This window comes from Bradyrhizobium sp. MOS002 (genome assembly GCF_003020115.1).
GTDB lineage: Bacteria > Pseudomonadota > Alphaproteobacteria > Rhizobiales > Xanthobacteraceae > Bradyrhizobium.
The window spans coordinates 40,925-61,206 of the sequence record NZ_PYFX01000013.1 but is presented as its reverse complement, the minus strand read 5'-3'; the positions used below and the strand labels follow the sequence as shown (position 1 = coordinate 61,206).

General features: G+C 64.4%; 16 protein-coding genes. 3 read left to right on the top strand and 13 right to left on the bottom strand.

Features of this window, described 5'->3' with window-relative positions; translation table 11 throughout:
• Positions 1–149: 149 nt before the first annotated feature.
• Both atpA and C7G41_RS28120 read right to left on the bottom strand, forming a co-directional pair.
• Positions 150–1,679, bottom strand: a complete 1,530-nt coding sequence (gene atpA, locus C7G41_RS28125; protein WP_106945574.1) for a F0F1 ATP synthase subunit alpha — start codon at positions 1,677–1,679, stop codon at positions 150–152.
• Positions 1,679–2,239 (bottom strand): F0F1 ATP synthase subunit delta, encoded by a 561-nt coding sequence (locus tag C7G41_RS28120; RefSeq protein ID WP_026233890.1) that lies wholly within the window; start codon positions 2,237–2,239, stop codon positions 1,679–1,681. Before C7G41_RS28120 ends, atpA begins: the two co-directional genes overlap by 1 nt.
• Before the next feature lie 647 nt (positions 2,240–2,886).
• Between C7G41_RS28120 and C7G41_RS28115 the strand changes: the two genes are divergently transcribed.
• Positions 2,887–3,396, top strand: coding sequence for a septal ring lytic transglycosylase RlpA family protein (locus C7G41_RS28115; RefSeq protein ID WP_027566411.1), 510 nt, complete (start codon positions 2,887–2,889; stop codon positions 3,394–3,396).
• Positions 3,397–3,567: 171 nt separating this feature from the next.
• Here C7G41_RS28115 and C7G41_RS28110 read toward each other — a convergent pair whose 3' ends face one another.
• Complete coding sequence (locus C7G41_RS28110) at positions 3,568–5,778, bottom strand: primosomal protein N' (RefSeq protein ID WP_106945573.1); 2,211 nt, start codon at positions 5,776–5,778, stop codon at positions 3,568–3,570.
• A gap of 112 nt (positions 5,779–5,890) precedes the next feature.
• Here C7G41_RS28110 and C7G41_RS28105 point away from each other — a divergent pair, with 112 nt between their 5' ends.
• Positions 5,891–6,856 (top strand): tyrosine recombinase XerC, encoded by a 966-nt coding sequence (locus C7G41_RS28105; RefSeq protein WP_106945572.1) that lies wholly within the window; start codon positions 5,891–5,893, stop codon positions 6,854–6,856.
• A gap of 101 nt (positions 6,857–6,957) precedes the next feature.
• Positions 6,958–7,548 carry a DUF4337 domain-containing protein gene (locus C7G41_RS28100; protein WP_106945571.1) on the top strand — a complete coding sequence of 197 codons (591 nt, stop codon included), beginning with the start codon at positions 6,958–6,960 and terminating at the stop codon, positions 7,546–7,548.
• 158 nt (positions 7,549–7,706) lie between these two features.
• Here the strand turns inward: C7G41_RS28100 and C7G41_RS28095 are convergent, their stop codons facing one another.
• From C7G41_RS28095 to zapE, 10 genes are all read right to left on the bottom strand, one after another.
• Positions 7,707–8,237, bottom strand: coding sequence for a hypothetical protein (locus tag C7G41_RS28095; RefSeq protein ID WP_106945570.1), 531 nt, complete (start codon positions 8,235–8,237; stop codon positions 7,707–7,709).
• A gap of 33 nt (positions 8,238–8,270) precedes the next feature.
• Positions 8,271–9,671 carry a dihydrolipoyl dehydrogenase gene (gene lpdA, locus C7G41_RS28090; protein WP_106945569.1) on the bottom strand — a complete coding sequence of 467 codons (1,401 nt, stop codon included), beginning with the start codon at positions 9,669–9,671 and terminating at the stop codon, positions 8,271–8,273.
• A gap of 56 nt (positions 9,672–9,727) precedes the next feature.
• Entirely contained in the window at positions 9,728–10,489 is a 762-nt protein-coding gene (locus C7G41_RS28085; RefSeq protein ID WP_106945568.1) for an SDR family oxidoreductase, read from the bottom strand.
• Between the two features lie 52 nt (positions 10,490–10,541).
• Positions 10,542–11,783 carry a 2-oxoglutarate dehydrogenase complex dihydrolipoyllysine-residue succinyltransferase gene (gene odhB / locus C7G41_RS28080; protein ID WP_106945567.1) on the bottom strand — a complete coding sequence of 414 codons (1,242 nt, stop codon included), beginning with the start codon at positions 11,781–11,783 and terminating at the stop codon, positions 10,542–10,544.
• Between the two features lie 179 nt (positions 11,784–11,962).
• Entirely contained in the window at positions 11,963–14,944 is a 2,982-nt protein-coding gene (locus tag C7G41_RS28075) for a 2-oxoglutarate dehydrogenase E1 component (protein WP_106945566.1), read from the bottom strand.
• A gap of 137 nt (positions 14,945–15,081) precedes the next feature.
• Positions 15,082–15,966 carry a succinate--CoA ligase subunit alpha gene (gene sucD, locus C7G41_RS28070; protein ID WP_007604325.1) on the bottom strand — a complete coding sequence of 295 codons (885 nt, stop codon included), beginning with the start codon at positions 15,964–15,966 and terminating at the stop codon, positions 15,082–15,084.
• 34 nt (positions 15,967–16,000) lie between these two features.
• On the bottom strand, positions 16,001–16,480 hold the full coding sequence (locus C7G41_RS28065; protein ID WP_007598873.1) for a DUF1579 family protein: 480 nt from the start codon (positions 16,478–16,480) through the stop codon (positions 16,001–16,003).
• Between the two features lie 4 nt (positions 16,481–16,484).
• Entirely contained in the window at positions 16,485–17,681 is a 1,197-nt protein-coding gene (sucC, locus tag C7G41_RS28060; RefSeq protein WP_106945565.1) for an ADP-forming succinate--CoA ligase subunit beta, read from the bottom strand.
• A 219-nt stretch (positions 17,682–17,900) separates the two neighbouring features.
• Positions 17,901–18,869 carry a malate dehydrogenase gene (mdh, locus tag C7G41_RS28055; protein WP_007598869.1) on the bottom strand — a complete coding sequence of 323 codons (969 nt, stop codon included), beginning with the start codon at positions 18,867–18,869 and terminating at the stop codon, positions 17,901–17,903.
• A gap of 203 nt (positions 18,870–19,072) precedes the next feature.
• Entirely contained in the window at positions 19,073–20,257 is a 1,185-nt protein-coding gene (gene zapE, locus C7G41_RS28050) for a cell division protein ZapE (protein WP_106945564.1), read from the bottom strand.
• Positions 20,258–20,282 lie beyond the last annotated feature (25 nt).

The following is a 20,282-nucleotide window of genomic DNA, read 5'->3' as shown; positions in this document are numbered from 1 at the left end:
TCGTTCACCCCGGCGGTTCGACCCCCTGGATCAAGCCGCTAGCCTATCCCAGTCGTCATGCCCGGGCGTGTCCCGGGCATCCACGTCTTCGTCTCCATGCGGTGAGGCACGGACGGCCGGGACAGAAGCCCGGCCTTGCGACCGTTCTCTTATGCGAAGCTCTTGGCGAAACCTTCGACCACCGACTTCAGCTTGGCGGCGCTGTCGTCGGAGAGATCGCGGCTGTCGCGGATCGCGTTGAGGATCTCGACATTCTTGCCGCGCAGCAGTGACAACAGACCGTCCTCAAACGCGCGCACCTTGTTGACCGGAAGCGGATCGAGATAGCCGTTGGTGCCGGCCCAGATCACGCAGACCTGCTCTTCCATCTTCAGCGGCGCGAACTGCGGCTGCTTCAGGAGCTCGGTGAGACGCGAGCCGCGGTTGAGCAGGCGCTGGGTCGAGGCGTCGAGGTCGGAGCCGAACTGCGCGAACGCCGCCATTTCGCGGTACTGCGCGAGCTCGCCCTTGATCTTGCCGGCGACCTTCTTGGTGGCTTTGGTCTGCGCCGATGAGCCGACGCGTGACACCGACAGACCGACGTTCACCGCGGGGCGGATGCCCTGGAAGAACAGGTCGGTTTCGAGGAAGATCTGGCCGTCGGTGATCGAGATGACGTTGGTCGGAATGTAGGCCGACACGTCGTTGGCCTGGGTTTCGATGACCGGCAGCGCCGTCAGCGAGCCCGAGCCCTGGTCCTTGTTAAGCTTCGCCGCGCGCTCGAGCAGGCGGGAATGCAGATAGAACACGTCGCCCGGATAGGCTTCGCGGCCCGGCGGACGGCGCAGCAGGAGCGACATCTGGCGGTAGGCGACGGCCTGCTTGGACAAATCGTCATAGATGATGACGGCGTGCATGCCGTTGTCGCGGAAGTACTCGCCCATGGTGCAGCCGGTGAACGGCGCGATGTACTGCATCGGCGCCGGATCGGACGCGGTGGCGGCGACGATGATCGAATATTCGAGCGCGCCCTGCTCTTCCAGCACCTTCACGAACTGGGCAACGGTCGAGCGCTTCTGGCCGATCGCGACGTAGACGCAATACAGCTTGATGTTCTCGTCCGGCTGCGCGTTGAGCGGCTTCTGGTTGAGAATGGTGTCGAGCGCGATCGCGGTCTTGCCGGTCTGACGGTCGCCGATGATCAGTTCGCGCTGGCCGCGGCCGATCGGGATCAGGGCGTCGATCGCCTTGAGGCCGGTTGCCATCGGCTCGTTCACCGATTTGCGCGGAATGATGCCGGGCGCCTTGACGTCGACGCGCATGCGCTTGTCGGCCTGGATCGGGCCCTTGCCGTCGATGGGATTGCCGAGCGCGTCGACGACGCGGCCGAGCAGGCCCTTGCCGACCGGCGCGTCCACGATGGCGCGGGTGCGCTTGACGGTCTGGCCTTCCTTGATCTCGCGGTCGGCGCCGAAAATAACGATACCGACGTTGTCGGTTTCGAGGTTCAGCGCCATGCCGCGGGTGCCGTTCTCGAACTCGACCATTTCACCGGCCTGGACGTTGTCCAGACCGTAAACGCGGGCGATACCGTCGCCGACGGACAGCACCTGTCCGACTTCGGAGACTTCAGCTTCCTGGCCGAAATTCTTGATCTGGTCCTTGAGGATCGCGGAAATTTCCGCGGCGCGGATGTCCATCAGCCTGCCTCTTTCATCGCGTGCTTGATCGAATTGAGTTTGGTGCGAAGCGAACTATCGACCATCCGGCTGCCAAGCTTGACCACGAGGCCACCGATGATCGAAGGATCGACCTTCACGTTGAGCGCGACGTCCTTGCCGGTCACCGACTTCAGGGCAACCTTGAGGGCGTCGAGATTCTTGTCCGAGAGCGCCTCCGCCACGGTGACGTCGGCCGTCGCCTCGCCCTTGAATTTGGCGACCAGGGCGCGATAGGCGCGGATCACGTCAGCCACCGCGAACAGGCGGCGGTTGGCGGTCAGCACTTTCAGGAAATTGGCGGAGATGCCGGCGATGCCCGCCTTGTCCAGCACGGCCGAAAGGGCCCTGGACTGGGCATCGGCCGCGAACACGGGGCTGCGGACGAGGCGCTTCAGATCGGCGCTTTCGTTCAGCATGCCCTCGAATTTTTCGAGATCGGCTTTGACCTCGTCGACCACTTTCTGGTCACGGGCCAGTTCAAACAAGGCCGTTGCATAACGGCCCGACACACCGGAAACGGACGTATCTTCTGCAGCCACAGACGCGCTCTTTTTGCTGTCAAACTCGCAAGGGAAAAACCGTCGCCACAAAGCGGCGCCTAGCGATCCAAGCCCTTGGAATTCAAGCGGGACTTCGATTTTCGACCCCGCACGGAAGTGCCGGGCTCGTTAAAATCGCGGCTTTGCTAACATAGCAGGCGCGCACGTGCAACATGACGCCAAATTAAAGGCATGACGTTCTGTCGCCAGTTCGTCGCAGTCCACGACGACGCGACGACGACCTGCCATGCCGCGGAATTGCCACAGCGCTTAAGCCCAGCCTCCAGCCGACGCCGGGCCATTTGTTCCTGCCCTCAGCGCATAGCGGCCATGAACACGGATCGCTGAGGCGTGATTCCGGCCCTCCCACCTTCACTCGCCGAATACTTTCCGAATTCTAAATGCGGAAAGCGATGACTTTGTTTTACAGTATTCGTGAGTAATGGACAGGTTAACAAATCGTTAAAATCCAATATTACGGAATGTCGGCTGAATATCCCTGCCGGTAACAAGATATTACACGGCGACACAGATCGGAATTACTGCCCAATTCACGCCTCATTAGGAATCGAAACGCGGTCCCGCTCGCAAACTTACGGGGGCTCCACTTGCCACATATGTGGCAATACTAGCTTAGGGACCAATAAATGCTTTGTTTGAAGACGCTGGGCTCTGTGACCCGGCCGCGTACGGCGATCGCCTTTGTTGCCGCAACTCTTCTCATCGGTGGAACTGCCACCGAAGCTTCCGCCAAATCCCGCCATCACCACCGGTATTCCCACCATCATCACCGCCACCACGCCCAGAACGATGCCAACACGACCTCCGATTGGCGTAACGCCAATGCGTCGATGACGCCGTCGCAGGGCACCGGGCGTTCCTTCTCCGGAATGGCTTCCTTTTACGGCAACGAGTCCGGCAGCAGGACCGCCTCGGGCCAGCGCTTCAACCAGAACGCCATGACCGCGGCGCACCGCTCGCTGCCGTTCGGCACCAAGCTGCGCGTCACCCATGGCGGCTCGAGCGTCATCGTCACCATCAACGACCGTGGCCCGTTCATTCGCGGCCGTGTCCTCGACCTCTCCACGGGCGCTGCCCGTGCCATCGGCCTCACCGGCGCCGGCGTCGGCCGTGTCACCGCGGAAGTCGTCTCCTAAGACGCTCGACGCCTGAAACAAGCCCGCCGTCTTGGGGGACGGCGGGCTTTTTTGTTTGTTCCTCCACCGTCATTGCGAGGAGCGGAGCGACGAAGCAATCCAGACTGCCTCCGTGGAGGGATTCTGGATTGCTTCGCTACGCTCGCAATGACGGGAGAGAGTTTCGCCCCCCTACAAAAAGCTCTGCGGATCGACGTCGACTTCGAGCTTTTGATTGCCCTTCGGCTTCGGGCATACGGCAAGCCAGTTGCGCAGATAGTCCGACAGGTCGAAGCCGCGCGCCGATTTCACCAGGATGCGGAATCGGTAGCGGCCTTTGATGACCGCGAGCGGGGCTTCCGCCGGGCCAAGCACCACCACGCGCTCGTCGCGCGGCGCGAGCGCGACGAGGTGGCGGCCGAAGCCTTCGGCGCTCGGCCGGTCGCCGGCGGAAATAATCAGGCTCGCGAGCCGCCCGAATGGCGGATAGAGCGTGCGTTCGCGCAATTCGATCTCGCTGTCGTAGAACGCTTCGCGGTCGCAGGCGATCAGCGCCTTCATCACGGGATGATCGGGCTGGTGGGTCTGGAGATAGCCGATGCCGCGGCCCTGCTCGCGCCCGGCGCGGCCGATCACCTGATTGAGCAATTGCCAGGTGCGCTCCGATGCGCGCGGATCGCCATTGGACAGGCCGAGATCCGCATCGACCACGCCGACCAGATTGAGCCGCGGGAAATTGTGGCCCTTGGCGACGAGTTGGGTGCCGATGATGACGTCGACGCGGCCCTCCGCGATGTCGTTCAGTTCGGAGCGCATGGTCTCGATCGAGGTGATGAGATCGCTCGACAGCACCATGGTGCGCGCCTCCGGGAACAGCGCCGCCGCTTCCTCCTGCAGGCGCTCGACGCCGGGCCCGACCGCGACCAGCGATTCCTCCGCCGCGCAATGCGGACAGGTTTGCGGGCGCGGCATCGAGAAGCCGCAATGGTGACAGACAAGGCGCTGGCGGAAGCGATGATCGACCAGCCAGGCATCGCAGATGGTGCAGGCGAAGCGATGGCCGCAGGCGCGGCACAGCGTCAACGGCGCATAGCCGCGGCGATTGAGGAACAGCAGTGCCTGCTCGCGCCGCTCGATCGCGGTTCTGATCTCGGAGGCGAGCCGCGGCGAGATGAAGCGGCCGCGCGCCGGCGGCTCGCGGCGCATGTCGATGGCCTCGATATGCGGCATGTGCTGGCCGCCGAAGCGCGACGGCAGCGCGATGCGCTGATAGCGGTTCTTGCGCGCATTGACCTCGGTTTCGACCGACGGCGTCGCCGACGCCAGAACGATCGGTACCTTTGCGATATGGGCGCGCACCACCGCCATGTCGCGGGCGTGATAATGCACGCCCTCGTCCTGCTTGTAGGCCTGGTCGTGCTCTTCATCGACCACGATGAGGCCGAGATTGGCGTAGGGCAGAAACAGCGCCGAGCGCGCGCCGACCACGACCGGCGCGCTGCCCTCGGAGATCGCCGCCCAGTTGCGCGCGCGGGTGCGCGGCGTCAGCTCGGAATGCCATTCCAAAGGGCGCACGCCAAAACGCTGCGCGAAGCGATCGAGGAACTGGCCGGTGAGCGCGATCTCCGGCATCAGGATCAGCGACTGCTTTCCGCGGCGGATCGCCTCGGCCACGGCTTCGAAGTAAACCTCGGTCTTGCCCGAGCCGGTGACACCGTCGAGCAGCGCGACGTGAAAGCTACCGTTGGCCGCGAGCGCGCGCATCGCATCGACCGCGGCGCGCTGGAGCGGCGAAAAATCCGGCCGGCTGAAATCCGGATCGGGGCGCGGCGGCGGCGGAGGCGGCGGCATCGGCTCGACCGCGAGCGTGCCCTCGTCGACGAGGCCGTCGATCACGCCGGCCGAAACGCCGGCCTCCTTGGCGGCTTCCGACTTGCCGTGCAGCAGCCGGTCCGACAGCACCTCGATCAGGCGCTGCCGCGCCGGCGTCAGACGTTTTGGCGGATCGCCAACCAGGCGCACACCGGCGCGCACCCGCTCGGGGCCGAGGTTCTCGCCCATCCGCAGGCACATGCGCAGCACCATGCCGCGCGGGCTCAGCGTGTAATTGGCGATCCAGTCGACGACCGCACGCAGCTCGGGCTTCAACGGCGGGATCTCGAGCTTTTCGCTGACCTCCTTGAGGCGGTTGTGCAGGCGCGGATCCGGATTGGCGTTTTCGGCCCAGACCACGGCGATCACCTCGCGCGGGCCGAGCGGCACGCCGACGAGATCGCCCGCCTTCAGCTCCATCCCGCGCGGCACCTTGTAGGAATAGGTCTGGTCGAGCGCGACCGGCACCAGCACGTCGACCATGCGGGTCGCGTTGGCGGAGACGGGGTTGCTGCGCGACGTGTGATCCATGGAGGGGGAATCGGAACCCGGGGGCCTCAAGGCTAGCGCCCGGAGGCGGCCTTAGCGAACGATAAACGAGTGTGATGCGATATACTGAGTGGAATCACCACGTCCAGAGCGCATGAGCAAAGCGACCGCCCCACAAATCGAGCTCGCCAGTGCCGATCCTGATATCGCGCGGGAGATGACGCGCTGGCTGTCGCATCTCGGTGCGGAGCGGCGGCTGTCGCCGAAGACGCTGGAAGCCTATGCCCGCGATTTGCGGCAGTGCCTGAATTTCCTCTGCGGCCATTGGGGCGAGCGGGTGACACTGAAGCGTTTCGCCGCGCTGGAGGCCACCGATATCAGGGCCTTCATGGCGATGCGCCGCGCCGACGACATTGCCGGCCGCTCGTTGATGCGCGCACTCGCGGGTCTGCGTTCGTTCGGCCGCTTCCTCGAGCGCGAAGGCAAGGGCAAGGTCGGGGCGCTCTCGGCGATCCGCGCGCCCAAAGTCGCAAAGAGCCTGCCAAAGCCGCTGCCGATGGCGTCGGCCAAACGTCTTGCGGACGCCGACGAGCGCGCCGGCGAGGACCGCGAGAGCTGGATTCTTGCGCGCGACGCCGCGGTGATGGCTCTCCTCTACGGCTCGGGCCTGCGCATCTCCGAAGCACTGGGGCTGACGCGCCGCGAGGTGCCGCGTCCCGGCGAAGGCGACGTGCTGATCGTAACAGGCAAAGGCAACAAGACCCGCATGGTGCCGGTGCTTCAGAACGTGCTCGCACTGGTGCAGGACTATGTCGCGATGTGCCCGTATCCGCTGCCGGCCGAGGGCCCGATCTTCGTCGGCGCACGCGGCGGGCCCTTGAGCCCGCGCATCATCCAGCTCGCGATGGAGCGGCTGCGCGGCGCGCTCGGTCTGCCCGACAGCGCCACGCCGCACGCACTCCGGCATTCCTTCGCCACGCATCTGTTGTCGCGCGGCGGCGATTTGCGCGCGATCCAGGAATTGCTCGGCCATGCCTCGCTCTCGACCACCCAGATCTATACCGGCATCGATGCCGAGCGGCTGCTGGAAGTCTATGCCAGCGCGCATCCGCGGCGGTGACGCTGACATGAAGTTGTCATAGCAAGCCCTCAGGCGCGCATGCCTCTTGCGCGGCGCCCGCGGTTCGGTCAATCGTTGCGGAACCGAGCCAGGAGGAATTTATGAGCGCACATGAAAGCATGGAGCATGCCGAGCACGCCGAACACGCGTCCGGCTCGAACAAGAAGATCGCGCTCCTCATCGCCGTCCTGGCGCTTTTCCTGGCGATCTCCGAGACGCTCGGCAAGGGCGCCCAGACCGAATCGATCAGCAAGAACGTCGAGGCTTCCAACCTCTGGGCCTTCTTCCAGGCCAAGAGCATCCGGCGCACCATGGTGCAGACCATGGCCGACCAGGGCAAGCTCATCCTCGGCGCGGCGAGCGACGAGGCCAACAAGGTGGCCGTGCAGAAGCAGATCGAGGACTGGCAGAAGACCGCGCAGCGCTACCGCTCCGAGCCCGAGACCGGCGAAGGCACCGAGCAGCTGGCCGAAAAGGCCAAGCACGCCGAGCATGAGCGCGACGAGGCGACTGCGAAGTATCATCACTTCGAGCTGGCGTCCGCCGCCTTCCAGATCGGCATCGTTCTGGCCTCAGCCACCATCATCACCGGCATGATGGCGCTTGCCTATGTCGCCGGCCTGCTGACGATCGGTGGGCTCATCATGACCGGGCTCGGTCTGTGGTTGCCGCATCTGGTGCATTTGCATTGAGGCGTTGACTGACGCTCCATCGCGCGACATGCGCGCTGTCATGCCCCGGCTTGACCGGGGCATCCAGTACGCCGCGGCTTCTCCGTATCCATTGCCGTCTCTGGAATACTGGATCGCCCGGCCAAGCCGGGCGATGACAGCGAGTGTGCGGTGAGGCTTCAGCGCGCTTCGTGCACGCTCTTGCGGAAACGCTGGATCAGGCGGAGCGTGCGGGAGGACCAGCCTTCGCCGTTGCCGGTGATCAGCTCGCGGATGCGTCGCTTGATCGGATCGACCAGCTCGGCGGCCTTGGCGCGCAGCTTCAGCACCAGATCATAGAGCCGCTCGAACCAGGCCATCTCCATCAGCTTGTCGCGCGTCACATCGAACACGAAGGCGGTGACGCCGACCCCGAGCAGCTTTGCGAACACGATGGTGAAGACCGCGCTGGTCCAGTATTCGTGCGTGAGCAGCCACAGGCCGACCAGCTTGAGCGGAAACAGCGGGATGATGGGCACGGCGAACACGATCAGCGTCATCGCCGGCGACAGCGCATCGACGCGGTCCGACAGCCATTGCTTGAACCGCGCGAGCGGGACAATAGCGACAACCCGCGCGACGATCGGTTCGAGATGATCCCACAGCCAGGCTTCGATCAGGAAGATGATCGCAAGCAGGACCCAGAGCGGTTGAAGCAGGCGGCGTAGCATGTGTTTCCCGCCCGATTCGGCGCTGGGCGCGACCTACATATGGATGGCCCGCTTCCCGACTGCAAGCGCGGCTTCCTTGACGGCCTCCGAGCGGGTCGGGTGCGCGTGACAGGTGCGCGCGAGATCCTCCGCGCTGCCGCCAAACTCCATGAGAACACAGGCTTCATGGATCATTTCGCCGGCTTCGCGGCCGATAATGTGCACGCCGAGCACGCGATCGGTCTTCGCATCTGCGAGAATCTTCACAAAGCCGTCGGTGGTCTGATTGACCTTGGAACGGCCGTTGGCGGTAAAGGGAAACTTTCCGACGGTATAAGCCACGCCCGCCTGCTTCAGCTCCTCCTCGGTCTTGCCGACGGAGGATACTTCCGGCGTGGTATACACGACGCCTGGGATAACATCGTAGTTCACGTGGCCGGCCTGCCCCGCAATGATCTCGGCAACTGCGACGCCTTCATCCTCGGCCTTGTGCGCGAGCATCGGGCCCGCGACGACGTCGCCGATGGCATAGACGCCCTTCACGCTGGTGGCGAAGTGCGGATCGATCTGCACGCGGCCGCGATTGTCGAGCGCAACGCCGGCTTCCTTCAGGCCCAGCCCCTCCGTGTACGGCACACGACCGATACAGACGAGAACGACATCGGCTTCCAGCGTCTCGGCAGCGCCGCCGGCGGCGGGCTCGATCGTGGCCTTCAGCGTCTTTCCGGAGGTGTCCACGCCCGTGACCTTGGCACCCAGCTTGAACGCAAAGCCCTGCTTCTCCAGGATGCGCTGGAATTGCTTGGCGATCTCGCCGTCCATGCCGGGCAGGATGCGGTCGAGGAATTCGACGACGACGACTTCGGCGCCGAGACGGTGCCAGACCGAGCCGAGCTCGAGACCGATCACGCCGGCGCCGACGATCAGCAGCTTGCCGGGGACCTTGTCCAGCGACAGCGCGCCGGTCGACGACACGATGCGCGTCTCGTCGATCTCGATGCCCTTGAGACGCGCGATGTCCGAGCCGGTGGCGATCACGATGCTCTTGGTTTCGATCACCTGCGACTTGCCGTCGGCGGAGACTTCGACCTTGCCGGTGCCGAGGATCTTGCCGGCGCCCTTTAGCACGTCGATCTTGTTCTTCTTCATCAGGAACTCGACGCCCTTGACGTTGCCGTCGATGCCCTGCTGCTTGAAGTTCATCATCGCAGGCAAATCCAGCTTCGGCGCGGAGACGCTGACGCCCATCTTGGCGAAGGAATGCCCGGCTTCCTCGAACATTTCGGAGGCGTGCAGCAGCGCCTTCGACGGCATGCAGCCGACATTGAGGCAGGTGCCGCCGAGCGTCGCGTTCTTTTCCACCACGGCCACTTTCATGCCGAGCTGCGCTGCACGCACCGCGCAGACATAACCGCCCGGACCGGTGCCGATGACGACGAGATCGTAGGTTGCCATGAGAGAAAGTCCCGTAAGTTTAGCGTTGAGTGATGTGTCAGCGTCCGCGCGGCGCGTCAGCGTCCGCCGGACACATCGAGAATGGCTGAGGTGACGTAGGAGGCATCGTCCGACATCAGCCAGACGATGGCATTGGCGACTTCATCGGCAGTACCGACGCGCTTCATCGGCACCATATGGGCCAGACGATGGGCGCGGTCGGGCTCACCGCCGGCAGCGTGGATTTCGGTGTCGATCAGGCCGGGGCGGATGCCCGCGACGCGAATGCCTTCGCCGGCAACCTCATAGCCGAGGCCGATGGTGAAGGAATCGATCGCGCCCTTGGACGCGGCATAGTCGACATAGGTGTTCGGCGCGCCGAGCTTGGCGGCAACCGACGACAGATTGACGATGACGCCGCCCTGGCCGCCGTGCTTGGTCGACATCCGCTTCACCGCTTCGCGCGCGCAGAGGATGGAGCCGGTGACGTTGACCGCCATCACGCGCTGGATGCGCTCGGCCGACATCTCGTCGACGCGCACGCCGCTGGTCCCGACAATACCGCCATTGTTGACGAGTGCGCCGAGCGTGCCGAACGCGTCCGCGGCCTTGAACAGCGCAAGAATGTCGCTTTCCTCGGCGACGTCGCATTTCACCGCGATGGCCTTGCCGTTGCTGGCCGCAATCTCCGCGACCACCTCGTCGGCAGCCGTCTTGTTGCTGGCATAGCCGACCACGACACGGAAGCCGCGCGCGGCCGCGGCAAGTGCAGTCGCGCGTCCAATGCCGCGGCTGCCGCCGGTGATGACAACGACTTTATCCGTCACGCGCGCCTCCATGGTTCGACACGCGCCGTCGCGAAAGGCGACGGCGCTCGCAGAGCATCAGGGATCAGAGATCGAGCACCAGGCGGGCCGGATCTTCCAGGCTCTCCTTGACGCGAACAAGGAAGGTCACGGCTTCCTTGCCGTCGATGACGCGGTGATCGTAGGACAGCGCCAGGTACATCATCGGGCGGACCTCGATCTTGCCGCCGACGACCATCGGCCGCTCCTGGATCTTGTGCATGCCCAAAATGCCGGACTGCGGCGCGTTCAGGATCGGGGTCGACATCAGCGAGCCGTAGATGCCGCCATTGGTGATGGTGAAGGTGCCGCCCTGCATCTCGTCGATCTTGAGCTGGCCGTCACGGGCGCGGCGACCGAAATCGGCGATGCCCTTCTCGATGTCGGCGATCGACTTGTTGTCGCAGTCGCGCACCACGGGCACCACGAGACCCTTGTCGGTGCCGACGGCGACGCCGATGTGATAGTAGTTCTTGTAGATCAGATCGGTGCCGTCGATCTCGGCGTTGACGGCCGGGATGTCCTTCAGGCCCTGCACGACGGCCTTGGTGAAGAAGCCCATGAAGCCGAGCTTGGAGCCGTGCTTCTTCTCGAACGCATCCTTGTAGTGCGCGCGCAACGCCATGACGTTGGTCATGTCGACCTCGTTGAAGGTCGTGAGCATCGCGGCGGTGTTCTGCACGTCCTTGAGGCGGCGCGCGATGGTCTGGCGCAGCCGGGTCATCTTGACGCGCTCTTCGCGGGCGGCGTCATCGGCCGGCGAGGGTGCGCGGACCTGAACTGCTGCGGCGGGCTGGTTGACCGGGGTCGGCGCGGACGCCGCACGCTCGATCGCGGCGAGCATGTCGCCCTTGGTGACACGGCCGTCCTTGCCGGAGCCGGGAACGGTCGAGGCGTCGACGCCGGTCTCGGCCGACAGCTTTCGCACGGAGGGGGCGAGCGGGGCGTCGGCCGGCGGCGCCTTCGCCGCGGCGGGAGCAGCCGCGGCGACGGCGGCAGGAGCGGCAGCCGCGGGCTTGGCGGGCGCAGCGGCCGGCTTGGCAGCGCCAGCGGCGCCTTCGGTAATCTGGCCGAGCAACGCACCGACTGCGACGGTGGCACCATCGGCGGCGATGATCTCGCTCAGCGTGCCGGCGGAGGGCGCCGGGACTTCGATGGTAACCTTGTCGGTCTCGAGCTCCACCAAGGGCTCGTCGACGGCGACGGGATCACCGGCCTTCTTGAACCAGCGGCCGATGGTGGCCTCGGTGACGGATTCGCCGAGAGTCGGCACACGAATTTCAGTCATGGTCTTTTCCTTAAGGAGATCGCCAATGCGGACATAAGTGCAGATGTCATCGCCCGCGGATGCGGGCGATCCAGTACGCCGTGACAGTCGCGATAAAGACGGACGGCGCGGAATACTGGATGCCCCGCCCCAGTGCGCAATTGCGCACAAGGCGGGGCATGACGAGGTGTAAAAACTTCTCAGCTCAATGCTTCGTCCAGGAACGCCTTCAACTGCGCCTGATGCTTCGACATCAGACCCGTGGCGGTCGCGGCGGAGGCGGCGCGGCCGACATAACGCGGACGCCGGCTCACACCGTTCACCTGGTTCAGCACCCATTCCAGATAGGGCTCGATGAAGTGCCAGGCACCCATGTTGCGTGGCTCTTCCTGGCACCACACCACTTCGGCCTTCTTGAAGCGCGACAGCTCGGCCACCAGCGCCTTCAGCGGCACCGGATAGAGCTGCTCGACGCGCATCAGGTAGATATCGTCCATGCCGCGCTTCTCGCGCTCCTCGTAGAGGTCGTAATAGACCTTGCCCGAGCAGAGCACGATGCGGCGGATCTTCTCGTCGGGAACGAGCTTGATCGGTTCGCTCGGCAGCATCTGGGCGTCATCATAGAGGATGCGGTGGAAGGTCGTTCCCTTCGCGAGCTCCTCGAGGCGCGACACCGCCCGCTTGTGACGCAGCAGCGACTTCGGCGTCATCACGATCAGCGGCTTGCGGATCTCGCGATGGAGCTGGCGGCGCAGCACGTGGAAATAGTTCGCCGGCGTGGTCGGGTAGACCACCTGCATGTTGTCTTCGGCGCACATCTGCAGGAAACGCTCCAGACGCGCCGAGGAGTGCTCCGGCCCCTGGCCCTCATAGCCATGCGGCAAGAGGCAGACGAGGCCGGACATGCGCAACCATTTGCGCTCGCCCGAGGAGATGAACTGGTCGAACACGACCTGCGCGCCGTTGGCGAAGTCGCCGAACTGGGCTTCCCACAATGTCAGCGTGTTCGGCTCGGCGAGCGAGTAGCCGTACTCGAAGCCGAGCACCGCTTCTTCCGACAGCAGCGAATTGATGACCTCGTAATGGCCCTGCTCGTGACCGAGATGGTTGTACGGCGTGTAGCGGCTCTCGTCCTCCTGGTCGATCAGGACGGAGTGGCGCTGCGAGAAGGTGCCGCGCTCGGAATCCTGGCCCGACAGGCGGACATGGTGGTTCTCGTTGAGCAGGGTGCAGAACGCCAATGCCTCGCCGGTCGCCCAATCGATGCCGGCGCCGGTGTCGATCGCCTTGGCGCGGTTGTCGAGGAAGCGCTGAATGGTGCGGTGGACGCGGAAACCATCCGGCACCTTGGTGATCTTGCGGCCGATATCCTTCAGTTCGGCGGTGTCGACGCCGGTGACGCCGCGCCGCGCATCTTCTTCCTGATCGGCGATCTTGAAGCCGGCCCATTTGCCGTCGAGCCAGTCGGCCTTGTTGGGCTTGTAGCCGGAGCCGGCTTCGAGCTCGGCATCGAGCCGCGCGCGCCAGTCCGCCTTGGCCTTCTCGACCTCGCCCTCTGTCAGTACGCCTTCGTTGATCAGGCGCCGGGCGTAGAGCTCGAGCGTCGACGGATGGGCCGCGATCTTCTTGTACATCACCGGCTGGGTGAAAGCCGGCTCGTCGCCCTCGTTATGGCCATGCCTGCGGTAGCAGAACATGTCGATGACGACGGGCTTGTGGAATTTCTGCCGGAACTCGGTCGCGACCTTGGCCGCGAACACGACGGCTTCCGGATCGTCGCCGTTGACGTGGAAGATCGGCGCGTCGATCATCTTCGCCACATCCGACGGATACGGTGAGGAACGGGAATAACGCGGATAGGTGGTGAAGCCGATCTGGTTGTTGACGATGAAGTGCACCGAGCCGCCGGTGCGGTAGCCCTTCAGGTCCGACAGGCCGAAGCATTCCGCGACCACGCCCTGGCCGGCAAACGCTGCGTCGCCATGCATCAGCAGCGGCATCACGGAGATGCGCTGGTCCGGCGGATCGCCGTGCTGATCCTGCTTGGCGCGGACTTTTCCGAGCACGACGGGATCGACGATCTCGAGATGCGAGGGGTTGGCGGTCAGCGACAGATGGATGCGGTTGCCGTCGAACTCGCGATCCGAGGACGCGCCGAGGTGATATTTGACGTCGCCCGAGCCTTCGACCGCATCAGGATTGGCCGAACCGCCCTTGAACTCGTGGAACAGCGCGCGATGCGGCTTGCCCATCACCTGGGTCAGCACGTTGAGGCGGCCGCGATGCGGCATGCCGAGCACGACCTCCTTCACGCCGAGATTGCCGCCGCGCTTGATGATCTGCTCGAGCGCGGGGATCAGCGATTCAGCACCGTCCAGGCCGAAGCGCTTGGTGCCGGTGAACTTGGTGTCGCAGAACTTCTCGAAGCCTTCGGCTTCGACCAGCTTCATCAGGATGGCGCGGCGGCCTTCGCGGGTGAACGAGATTTCCTTGTCCGGCCCCTCGATGCGCTCCTGGATCCACGCCTTCTGCGCCGCGTTGGTGATGTGCATGAACTCGACGCCGAGCGTCTGGCAGTAGGTGCGCTCACAGATCGCGGTGATTTCGCGCAAGCTGGCGTATTCGAGACCGAGCACATGGTCGAGGAAGATCTTGCGGTCGAAATCGGCTTCGCTGAAGCCGTAGGTACGGGGATCGAGCTCTTCGCGATTGCGCTGGGCTTCGATGCCGAGGGGATCGAGCTTGGCGTGGAAGTGGCCGCGCATGCGGTAGGAGCGGATCAGCATCAGGGCGCGGACCGAGTCGCGCGTGGCCTGGAGCAGGTCTGCGGAGGAGAGGCCGCCGCCCTTGTCGCCAGCCTTGTCGCCACCCTTGGCCTGCGCCTTGGCGGCGATCTTGGCACCGACCGTCTTCTCGACTTCCGCCCAATTGCCGTCGAGCGCGGAGGTCAGATCGTCCTGCGGGGTCAGCGGCCAGTTGGCACGCTCCCAGGAGGGGCCTTGGGCGTTCTTGCTCATGTCACCCGGCTGGTCGTTGAGGCTCTTGAAGAATTCCTGCCACTCGGCATCGACCGAGGACGGGTCCTTCTCGTAGCGGGCGTAGATTTCGTCGATGTAGGTGGCGTTGGTGCCCTGCAAAAAGGAGGAGAGGGCAAAGGCTGCGTTCGCGTCTTGGCGAGACATACTTGAGTTCCTGGCGATTTCGGTTCGCGCATAACAAACGGCGCTGGCGCTGGGCTCCCCGGCAGAGGACCAGCGCGACAGGCACCATTTACCCTATTTGCTGCGAAACTTCGCCCGGAAAATTACGAAGGTGTGAATCAGGCTTTCAATTTTTCGGCAAGCGTGTGGCCCAGGCGAGCGGGAGACGGGGACACTGTAATTCCAGCCGATTTCATCGCGTCGGTCTTGGAACCGGCGTCGCCCTTGCCGCCCGAAATGATCGCGCCGGCGTGGCCCATGCGGCGGCCGGGAGGGGCCGTGACACCGGCGATGAAACCGACCATCGGCTTCTTGCGGCCGCGCTTGGCCTCGTCCTTGAGGAACTGGGCGGCATCCTCCTCGGCGGAACCGCCGATCTCGCCGATCATGATGATCGACTCGGTCTTGGGGTCGCCGAGCAACATTTCCAGCACGTCAATGAACTCGGTTCCCTTGACCGGATCGCCGCCGATGCCGACCGCCGTGGTCTGGCCGAGGCCTTCCTGGGTAGTCTGGAACACGGCTTCGTAGGTCAGGGTGCCGGAGCGGGAAACGATGCCGACGCTGCCGGTCTTGAAGATGTTGGCCGGCATGATGCCGATCTTGCACTCGCCGGCGGTCATGACGCCCGGGCAGTTCGGTCCGATCAGGCGCGACTTGGAGCCGGCCAGCGAACGCTTCACCCGGACCATGTCGATGACCGGGATACCTTCCGTGATGCAGACGATCAGCGGGATCTCGGCGTCGATGGCTTCGCAGATCGCATCGGCCGCGCCCGGCGGCGGCACGTAGATCACCGATGCATCGGCGCCGGTCTTCTCACGCGCCTCGCGCACGGTGTCGAACACCGGCAGGCCCAGATGCGTCGCGCCGCCTTTGCCCGGCGAAGTGCCGCCGACCATCTTGGTGCCATAGGCAATCGCGGCCTCCGAATGGAACGTGCCGTTCTTGCCGGTAAAGCCCTGGCAGATGACCTTGGTGTTCTTGTCGATCAGGATGGACATGAGGTCTGCTTTCGCGAAACTAACGAGTGAGAGGTCAGTGGATGCGGCGGTAGACGCCGGTGAGCACGTCGGCCCAGCCTTCCGCGTCCGGCGAGAACTGGATCTTCAACGAATAGGAATCGTCGTCGATGATTTCGTAGACGTGGCGCGCATTGCCGCGGAGCGAGCCGCGCACCAGCGTCAGGGTTTTGCCGACCCACCCGCCGGAGGCGGGCGAGGGCGGCGTGTAGCCGAGCGAATCGTACCAGAACAATTTGTAGGTCCGGTCTTCGCGGTCGAAGGTGAAGATGCCGTGGGTGGCGAAGCTCTGCTTGCCGTCGCGGGTCTGGACCGAGTCCTGGATCAGATAGAAGCCGTTGAGATCCATGTGGGCCACGACGTGAGAGGTCGCCGTCCCGCCCTCCGTCCAGCGCGACGGAAAGACCACCTCTTCGCCATTCCATTCACCGGCGAACGCGGCAAGACGCGCGTGCTCCGGCAGCGGGGACGATGCAGCGAGATGGTCCTGGGTCATGGCCTCAGCCTCCCTTGACGGCCTTCACGATCTTCTGCGCGGCGTCGTCGAGATTGTCGGCCGGCACCACGTTCAGGCCGGATTCACGGATGATCTTCTTGCCCAGCTCGACATTGGTGCCTTCGAGGCGAACCACCAGCGGCACGCTGAGGCCGACTTCACGCACGGCGGCCGTGACGCCCTCGGCGATCACGTCGCACTTCATGATGCCGCCGAAGATGTTGACCAGGATGCCCTTCACGTTCGGGTCCGCGGTGATGATCTTGAAGGCGGCCGCGACCTTTTCCTTGCTGGCGCTGCCGCCGACGTCGAGGAAGTTCGCCGGCGCCATGCCGTAGAGCTTGATGATGTCCATCGTCGCCATCGCGAGACCGGCGCCGTTGACCATGCAGCCGATATTGCCGTCGAGGGTGACGTAGTTGAGGTCGTATTTCGACGCCTCGATTTCCTTGGCGTCTTCCTCGGTCTCGTCGCGCAGCGCGAGCACCTCGGGGTGACGGAACAGGGCGTTGTCGTCGAACGACACCTTGGCGTCGAGCACGCGGAGCTGACCCTGCTTGGTCACGACCAGCGGGTTGATCTCCAGCATCGACATGTCCTTGGCGACGAAGGCCGCATAGAGCTGCGCGGTGAGCTTCTCGGCCTGCTTGGCGAGATCGCCGGAGAGTTTTAGCGCGTTCGCGACGGTGCGGCCGTGATGGCCCATGATGCCGGTCGCGGGATCGATCGAGAAGGTCACGATCTTCTCAGGCGTGTTGTGCGCGACGTCCTCGATGTTGACGCCGCCCTCGGTCGACACCACGAAGGAGACGCGGGAGGTCTCGCGGTCGACCAGGATCGACAGGTAGAATTCCTTGTCGATGTCGGAGCCATCTTCGATGTAGAGGCGGTTGACCTGCTTGCCGGCGGGGCCGGTCTGGACGGTGACGAGCGTGGCGCCGAGCATCTGCTTGGCGAATTCGGAAACCTCCGCGGCCGACTTGGCGATGCGCACACCGCCCTTGTCGCCGGCCGAGGCCTCCTTGAACTTGCCCTTGCCGCGGCCGCCGGCGTGGATCTGGCTCTTCACGACCCAGACCGGGCCCGGGAGGGCCTTTGCCGCCGCATCCGCATCGGCCGCCTTCAGGACCGGAACGCCCTTGGAGATCGCGACGCCGAACTCGTTCAGCAGCGCTTTGGCCTGATATTCATGGATATTCATATGGTCGCTCCCTGAACCCGCGGGCGGTGACCTCGTAGGCCCACCTCAGTCTTGTGGCTGGCATACCATATACCACAGGAACTGCAACCCGGATTCTCTGACATCGATCTCTGGACTGCCGATCCGAGCCCGCCAAGCCTGCAACAAGAGCTGCAGCCGGGGCTCGGAAGTGAAACCGCCGAAGACCGGGTTTTCGATCTTCGGCGGGAATTGTTGGGTTTAGCGGCCCAGAAGATCGGGTGCGATCTTCTTGCAGGCGTCGACCAGACCCTGCACTGCGCCGACCGATTTGTCGAAGGCTTCGCGGTCCTTGCCGACGAGCTCGATCTCGACGACGCGCTCGACACCCTTGGAGCCGATCACGACGGGCACGCCGACATACATGTCCTTCACGCCGTATTCGCCGTTCAGGTAGGCGGCCGAGGCCAGCACGCGCTTCTTGTCACGCAGATAGCTCTCGGCCATCGCGATCGCGGAGGCCGCCGGCGCGTAGAAGGCCGAGCCGGTCTTGAGCAGATTGACGATCTCGGCACCGCCGTTGCGGGTGCGGTCGACGATCTCGTCGAGGCGCGCCTGCGAGGTCCAGCCCATCTTGACGAGATCGGGTAGCGGGATGCCGGCGACGGTGGAGTATTTTACCAGCGGCACCATGGTGTCGCCATGGCCGCCCAGCACGAAGGCGGTGACGTCTTCGACCGAAACGTTGAACTCGTCGGCCAGGAAGTAGCGAAAGCGCGACGAATCCAGCACGCCGGCCATGCCGACGACCTTCTTGTGCGGGAGGCCGCTAGCCTTCTGCAGCGCCCAGACCATCGCGTCGAGCGGGTTGGTGATGCAGATGACGAAGGCGTCGGGCGCATACTTCTTGATGCCGGCGCCGACCTGCTCCATGACCTTGAGGTTGATGGAGAGGAGGTCGTCGCGGCTCATGCCGGGCTTGCGCGGCACGCCTGCGGTGACGATGCAGACCTTTGCGTTGTCGAGCGCCTCGTAGGAGTTCGCGCCGGTGTAGTGCGCGTCAAAGCCGTCGACCGGCGAGGACTGCGCGATGTCGAGCGCCTTGCCCTGCGGCACGCCCTCGGCGATGTCGAACATCACCACATCGCCCAGCTCTTTCAGGCCGATGAGATGAGCCAGCGTTCCGCCGATCTGACCGGAGCCAATCAAAGCAATCTTGTCGCGCGCCATGTGAGCCTGTCCTTTAGACACGTAAGGAGGGGAAAACTGAGACGGGTGGTTATCCCTTTCGCCTCCCCCGTTCAAGTCGCGGGTTGCCCAATTGTCGGGCTTGCCGCGTATTCGGGCGCAACCTCGTCATTCCCGGGGCGTCGCGAGGCGCGAGCCCGGAATGACCGCGCTGGCAAATAGGACTTAAGTCTCGACCAAGCCCTTTAAGTCTCCACCAACCCCTTGGTCGAGCCGCTGGCGGTGGAATCCTTGCGGCCGTGGGGCAGCGCCAGATAGGATTCCGAACTCATTTCGATCAGGCGCGAGGCGGTGCGCTTGAACTCGTTGGCCTCGCTGCCTTCGTTGGCAAGATAGAGCGAGATCGGGTTGGCATCGGCCGAGGCCATCAGCTTCACGGCATTGTCATAGAGCGTGTCGATCAGCGTGATGAAACGCTTGGCGGCGTTGCGCTGAGAGATGTCCATCACTGGAATATGGTCGACCAGAATGGTGTGATAGTCGTGCGCCAGTCTGAGATAGTCGGATGCGCCGAGCGGCTGCTCGCAGAGATCGGCGAACGTGAAGCGCGCCACGCCGTGGGCCGAGCACGGCACGTGCAGGATGCGGCCCTTGATCGAAATATCGCGCGACTTGCATTTGGCGCCGCCCGACATCTTCGACCAGGCGCGATCGAGCGCGGTGTCCGCCTCGGTGTCTGCCGGCGTCAGCCACATCGGCACGCCCTGAAGTTTTTCCAGCCGGAAGTCGGTGCGCGCGTCGAGCCGCAGCACGTCCATGTGGTCGGTGATCTGCCGGATGAAGGGCAGGAACAGCGAACGGTTCAGACCGCCCTTGTAGAGGTCGTCAGGCGCGACGTTGGAGGTCGCGACCACCACGGTGCCGAGCTCCAGCAGCTTTGCGAACAGGCGGCCCAGGATCATCGCATCCGCGATGTCGGTGACGTGGAATTCGTCGAAACAGAGCAGCCAGCTCTCCTCGAAGATCGCATGCGCCGTCAGCGCGATGACGTCGCCGTCGCCAATCTCGCCGCGCGCGATGCCCTGGCGATAATCGTAGATGCGCTCGTGCACCTCGGCCATGAATTCGTGGAAATGCGCGCGCCGCTTGTGCTCGACGGTCGAGTGCTGGAAGAACAGATCCATCAGCATGGTCTTGCCGCGGCCGACCTCGCCATGGACGTAGAGCCCGTGCGGCGCCTCGTCCTTGTCGCTGCTGAACAGGCGGCTGAGCAGGCCCTGCTTGCGCTGCGGCTTGTAATCGGCGAGCCGCTGGTCGAGCGCCGCATAGGCGTCGGCGATTTCGGCCTGGGCGGCATCGGGCTCGATCGCGCCGGACGCGATCTGGGCCTGATAGGCGTCGCGGAATGAGGAACTGGGGGTCGAGAGCATGCTCTTTACCGCCAGAGATGAGCGG

Coding starts and splice junctions, on each gene's coding strand:
- atpA (WP_106945574.1), bottom strand. CDS start 1,679: ATGGACATCCGCGCCGCGGAAATTTCCGCGATCCTCAAGGACCAGATC.
- C7G41_RS28115 (WP_027566411.1), top strand. CDS start 2,887: ATGCTTTGTTTGAAGACGCTGGGCTCTGTGACCCGGCCGCGTACGGCG.
- C7G41_RS28110 (WP_106945573.1), bottom strand. CDS start 5,778: ATGGATCACACGTCGCGCAGCAACCCCGTCTCCGCCAACGCGACCCGC.
- C7G41_RS28105 (WP_106945572.1), top strand. CDS start 5,891: ATGAGCAAAGCGACCGCCCCACAAATCGAGCTCGCCAGTGCCGATCCT.
- C7G41_RS28100 (WP_106945571.1), top strand. CDS start 6,958: ATGAGCGCACATGAAAGCATGGAGCATGCCGAGCACGCCGAACACGCG.
- C7G41_RS28095 (WP_106945570.1), bottom strand. CDS start 8,237: ATGCTACGCCGCCTGCTTCAACCGCTCTGGGTCCTGCTTGCGATCATC.
- lpdA (WP_106945569.1), bottom strand. CDS start 9,671: ATGGCAACCTACGATCTCGTCGTCATCGGCACCGGTCCGGGCGGTTAT.
- C7G41_RS28085 (WP_106945568.1), bottom strand. CDS start 10,489: ATGGAGGCGCGCGTGACGGATAAAGTCGTTGTCATCACCGGCGGCAGC.
- odhB (WP_106945567.1), bottom strand. CDS start 11,783: ATGACTGAAATTCGTGTGCCGACTCTCGGCGAATCCGTCACCGAGGCC.
- C7G41_RS28075 (WP_106945566.1), bottom strand. CDS start 14,944: ATGTCTCGCCAAGACGCGAACGCAGCCTTTGCCCTCTCCTCCTTTTTG.
- sucD (WP_007604325.1), bottom strand. CDS start 15,966: ATGTCCATCCTGATCGACAAGAACACCAAGGTCATCTGCCAGGGCTTT.
- C7G41_RS28065 (WP_007598873.1), bottom strand. CDS start 16,480: ATGACCCAGGACCATCTCGCTGCATCGTCCCCGCTGCCGGAGCACGCG.
- sucC (WP_106945565.1), bottom strand. CDS start 17,681: ATGAATATCCATGAATATCAGGCCAAAGCGCTGCTGAACGAGTTCGGC.
- mdh (WP_007598869.1), bottom strand. CDS start 18,869: ATGGCGCGCGACAAGATTGCTTTGATTGGCTCCGGTCAGATCGGCGGA.
- zapE (WP_106945564.1), bottom strand. CDS start 20,257: ATGCTCTCGACCCCCAGTTCCTCATTCCGCGACGCCTATCAGGCCCAG.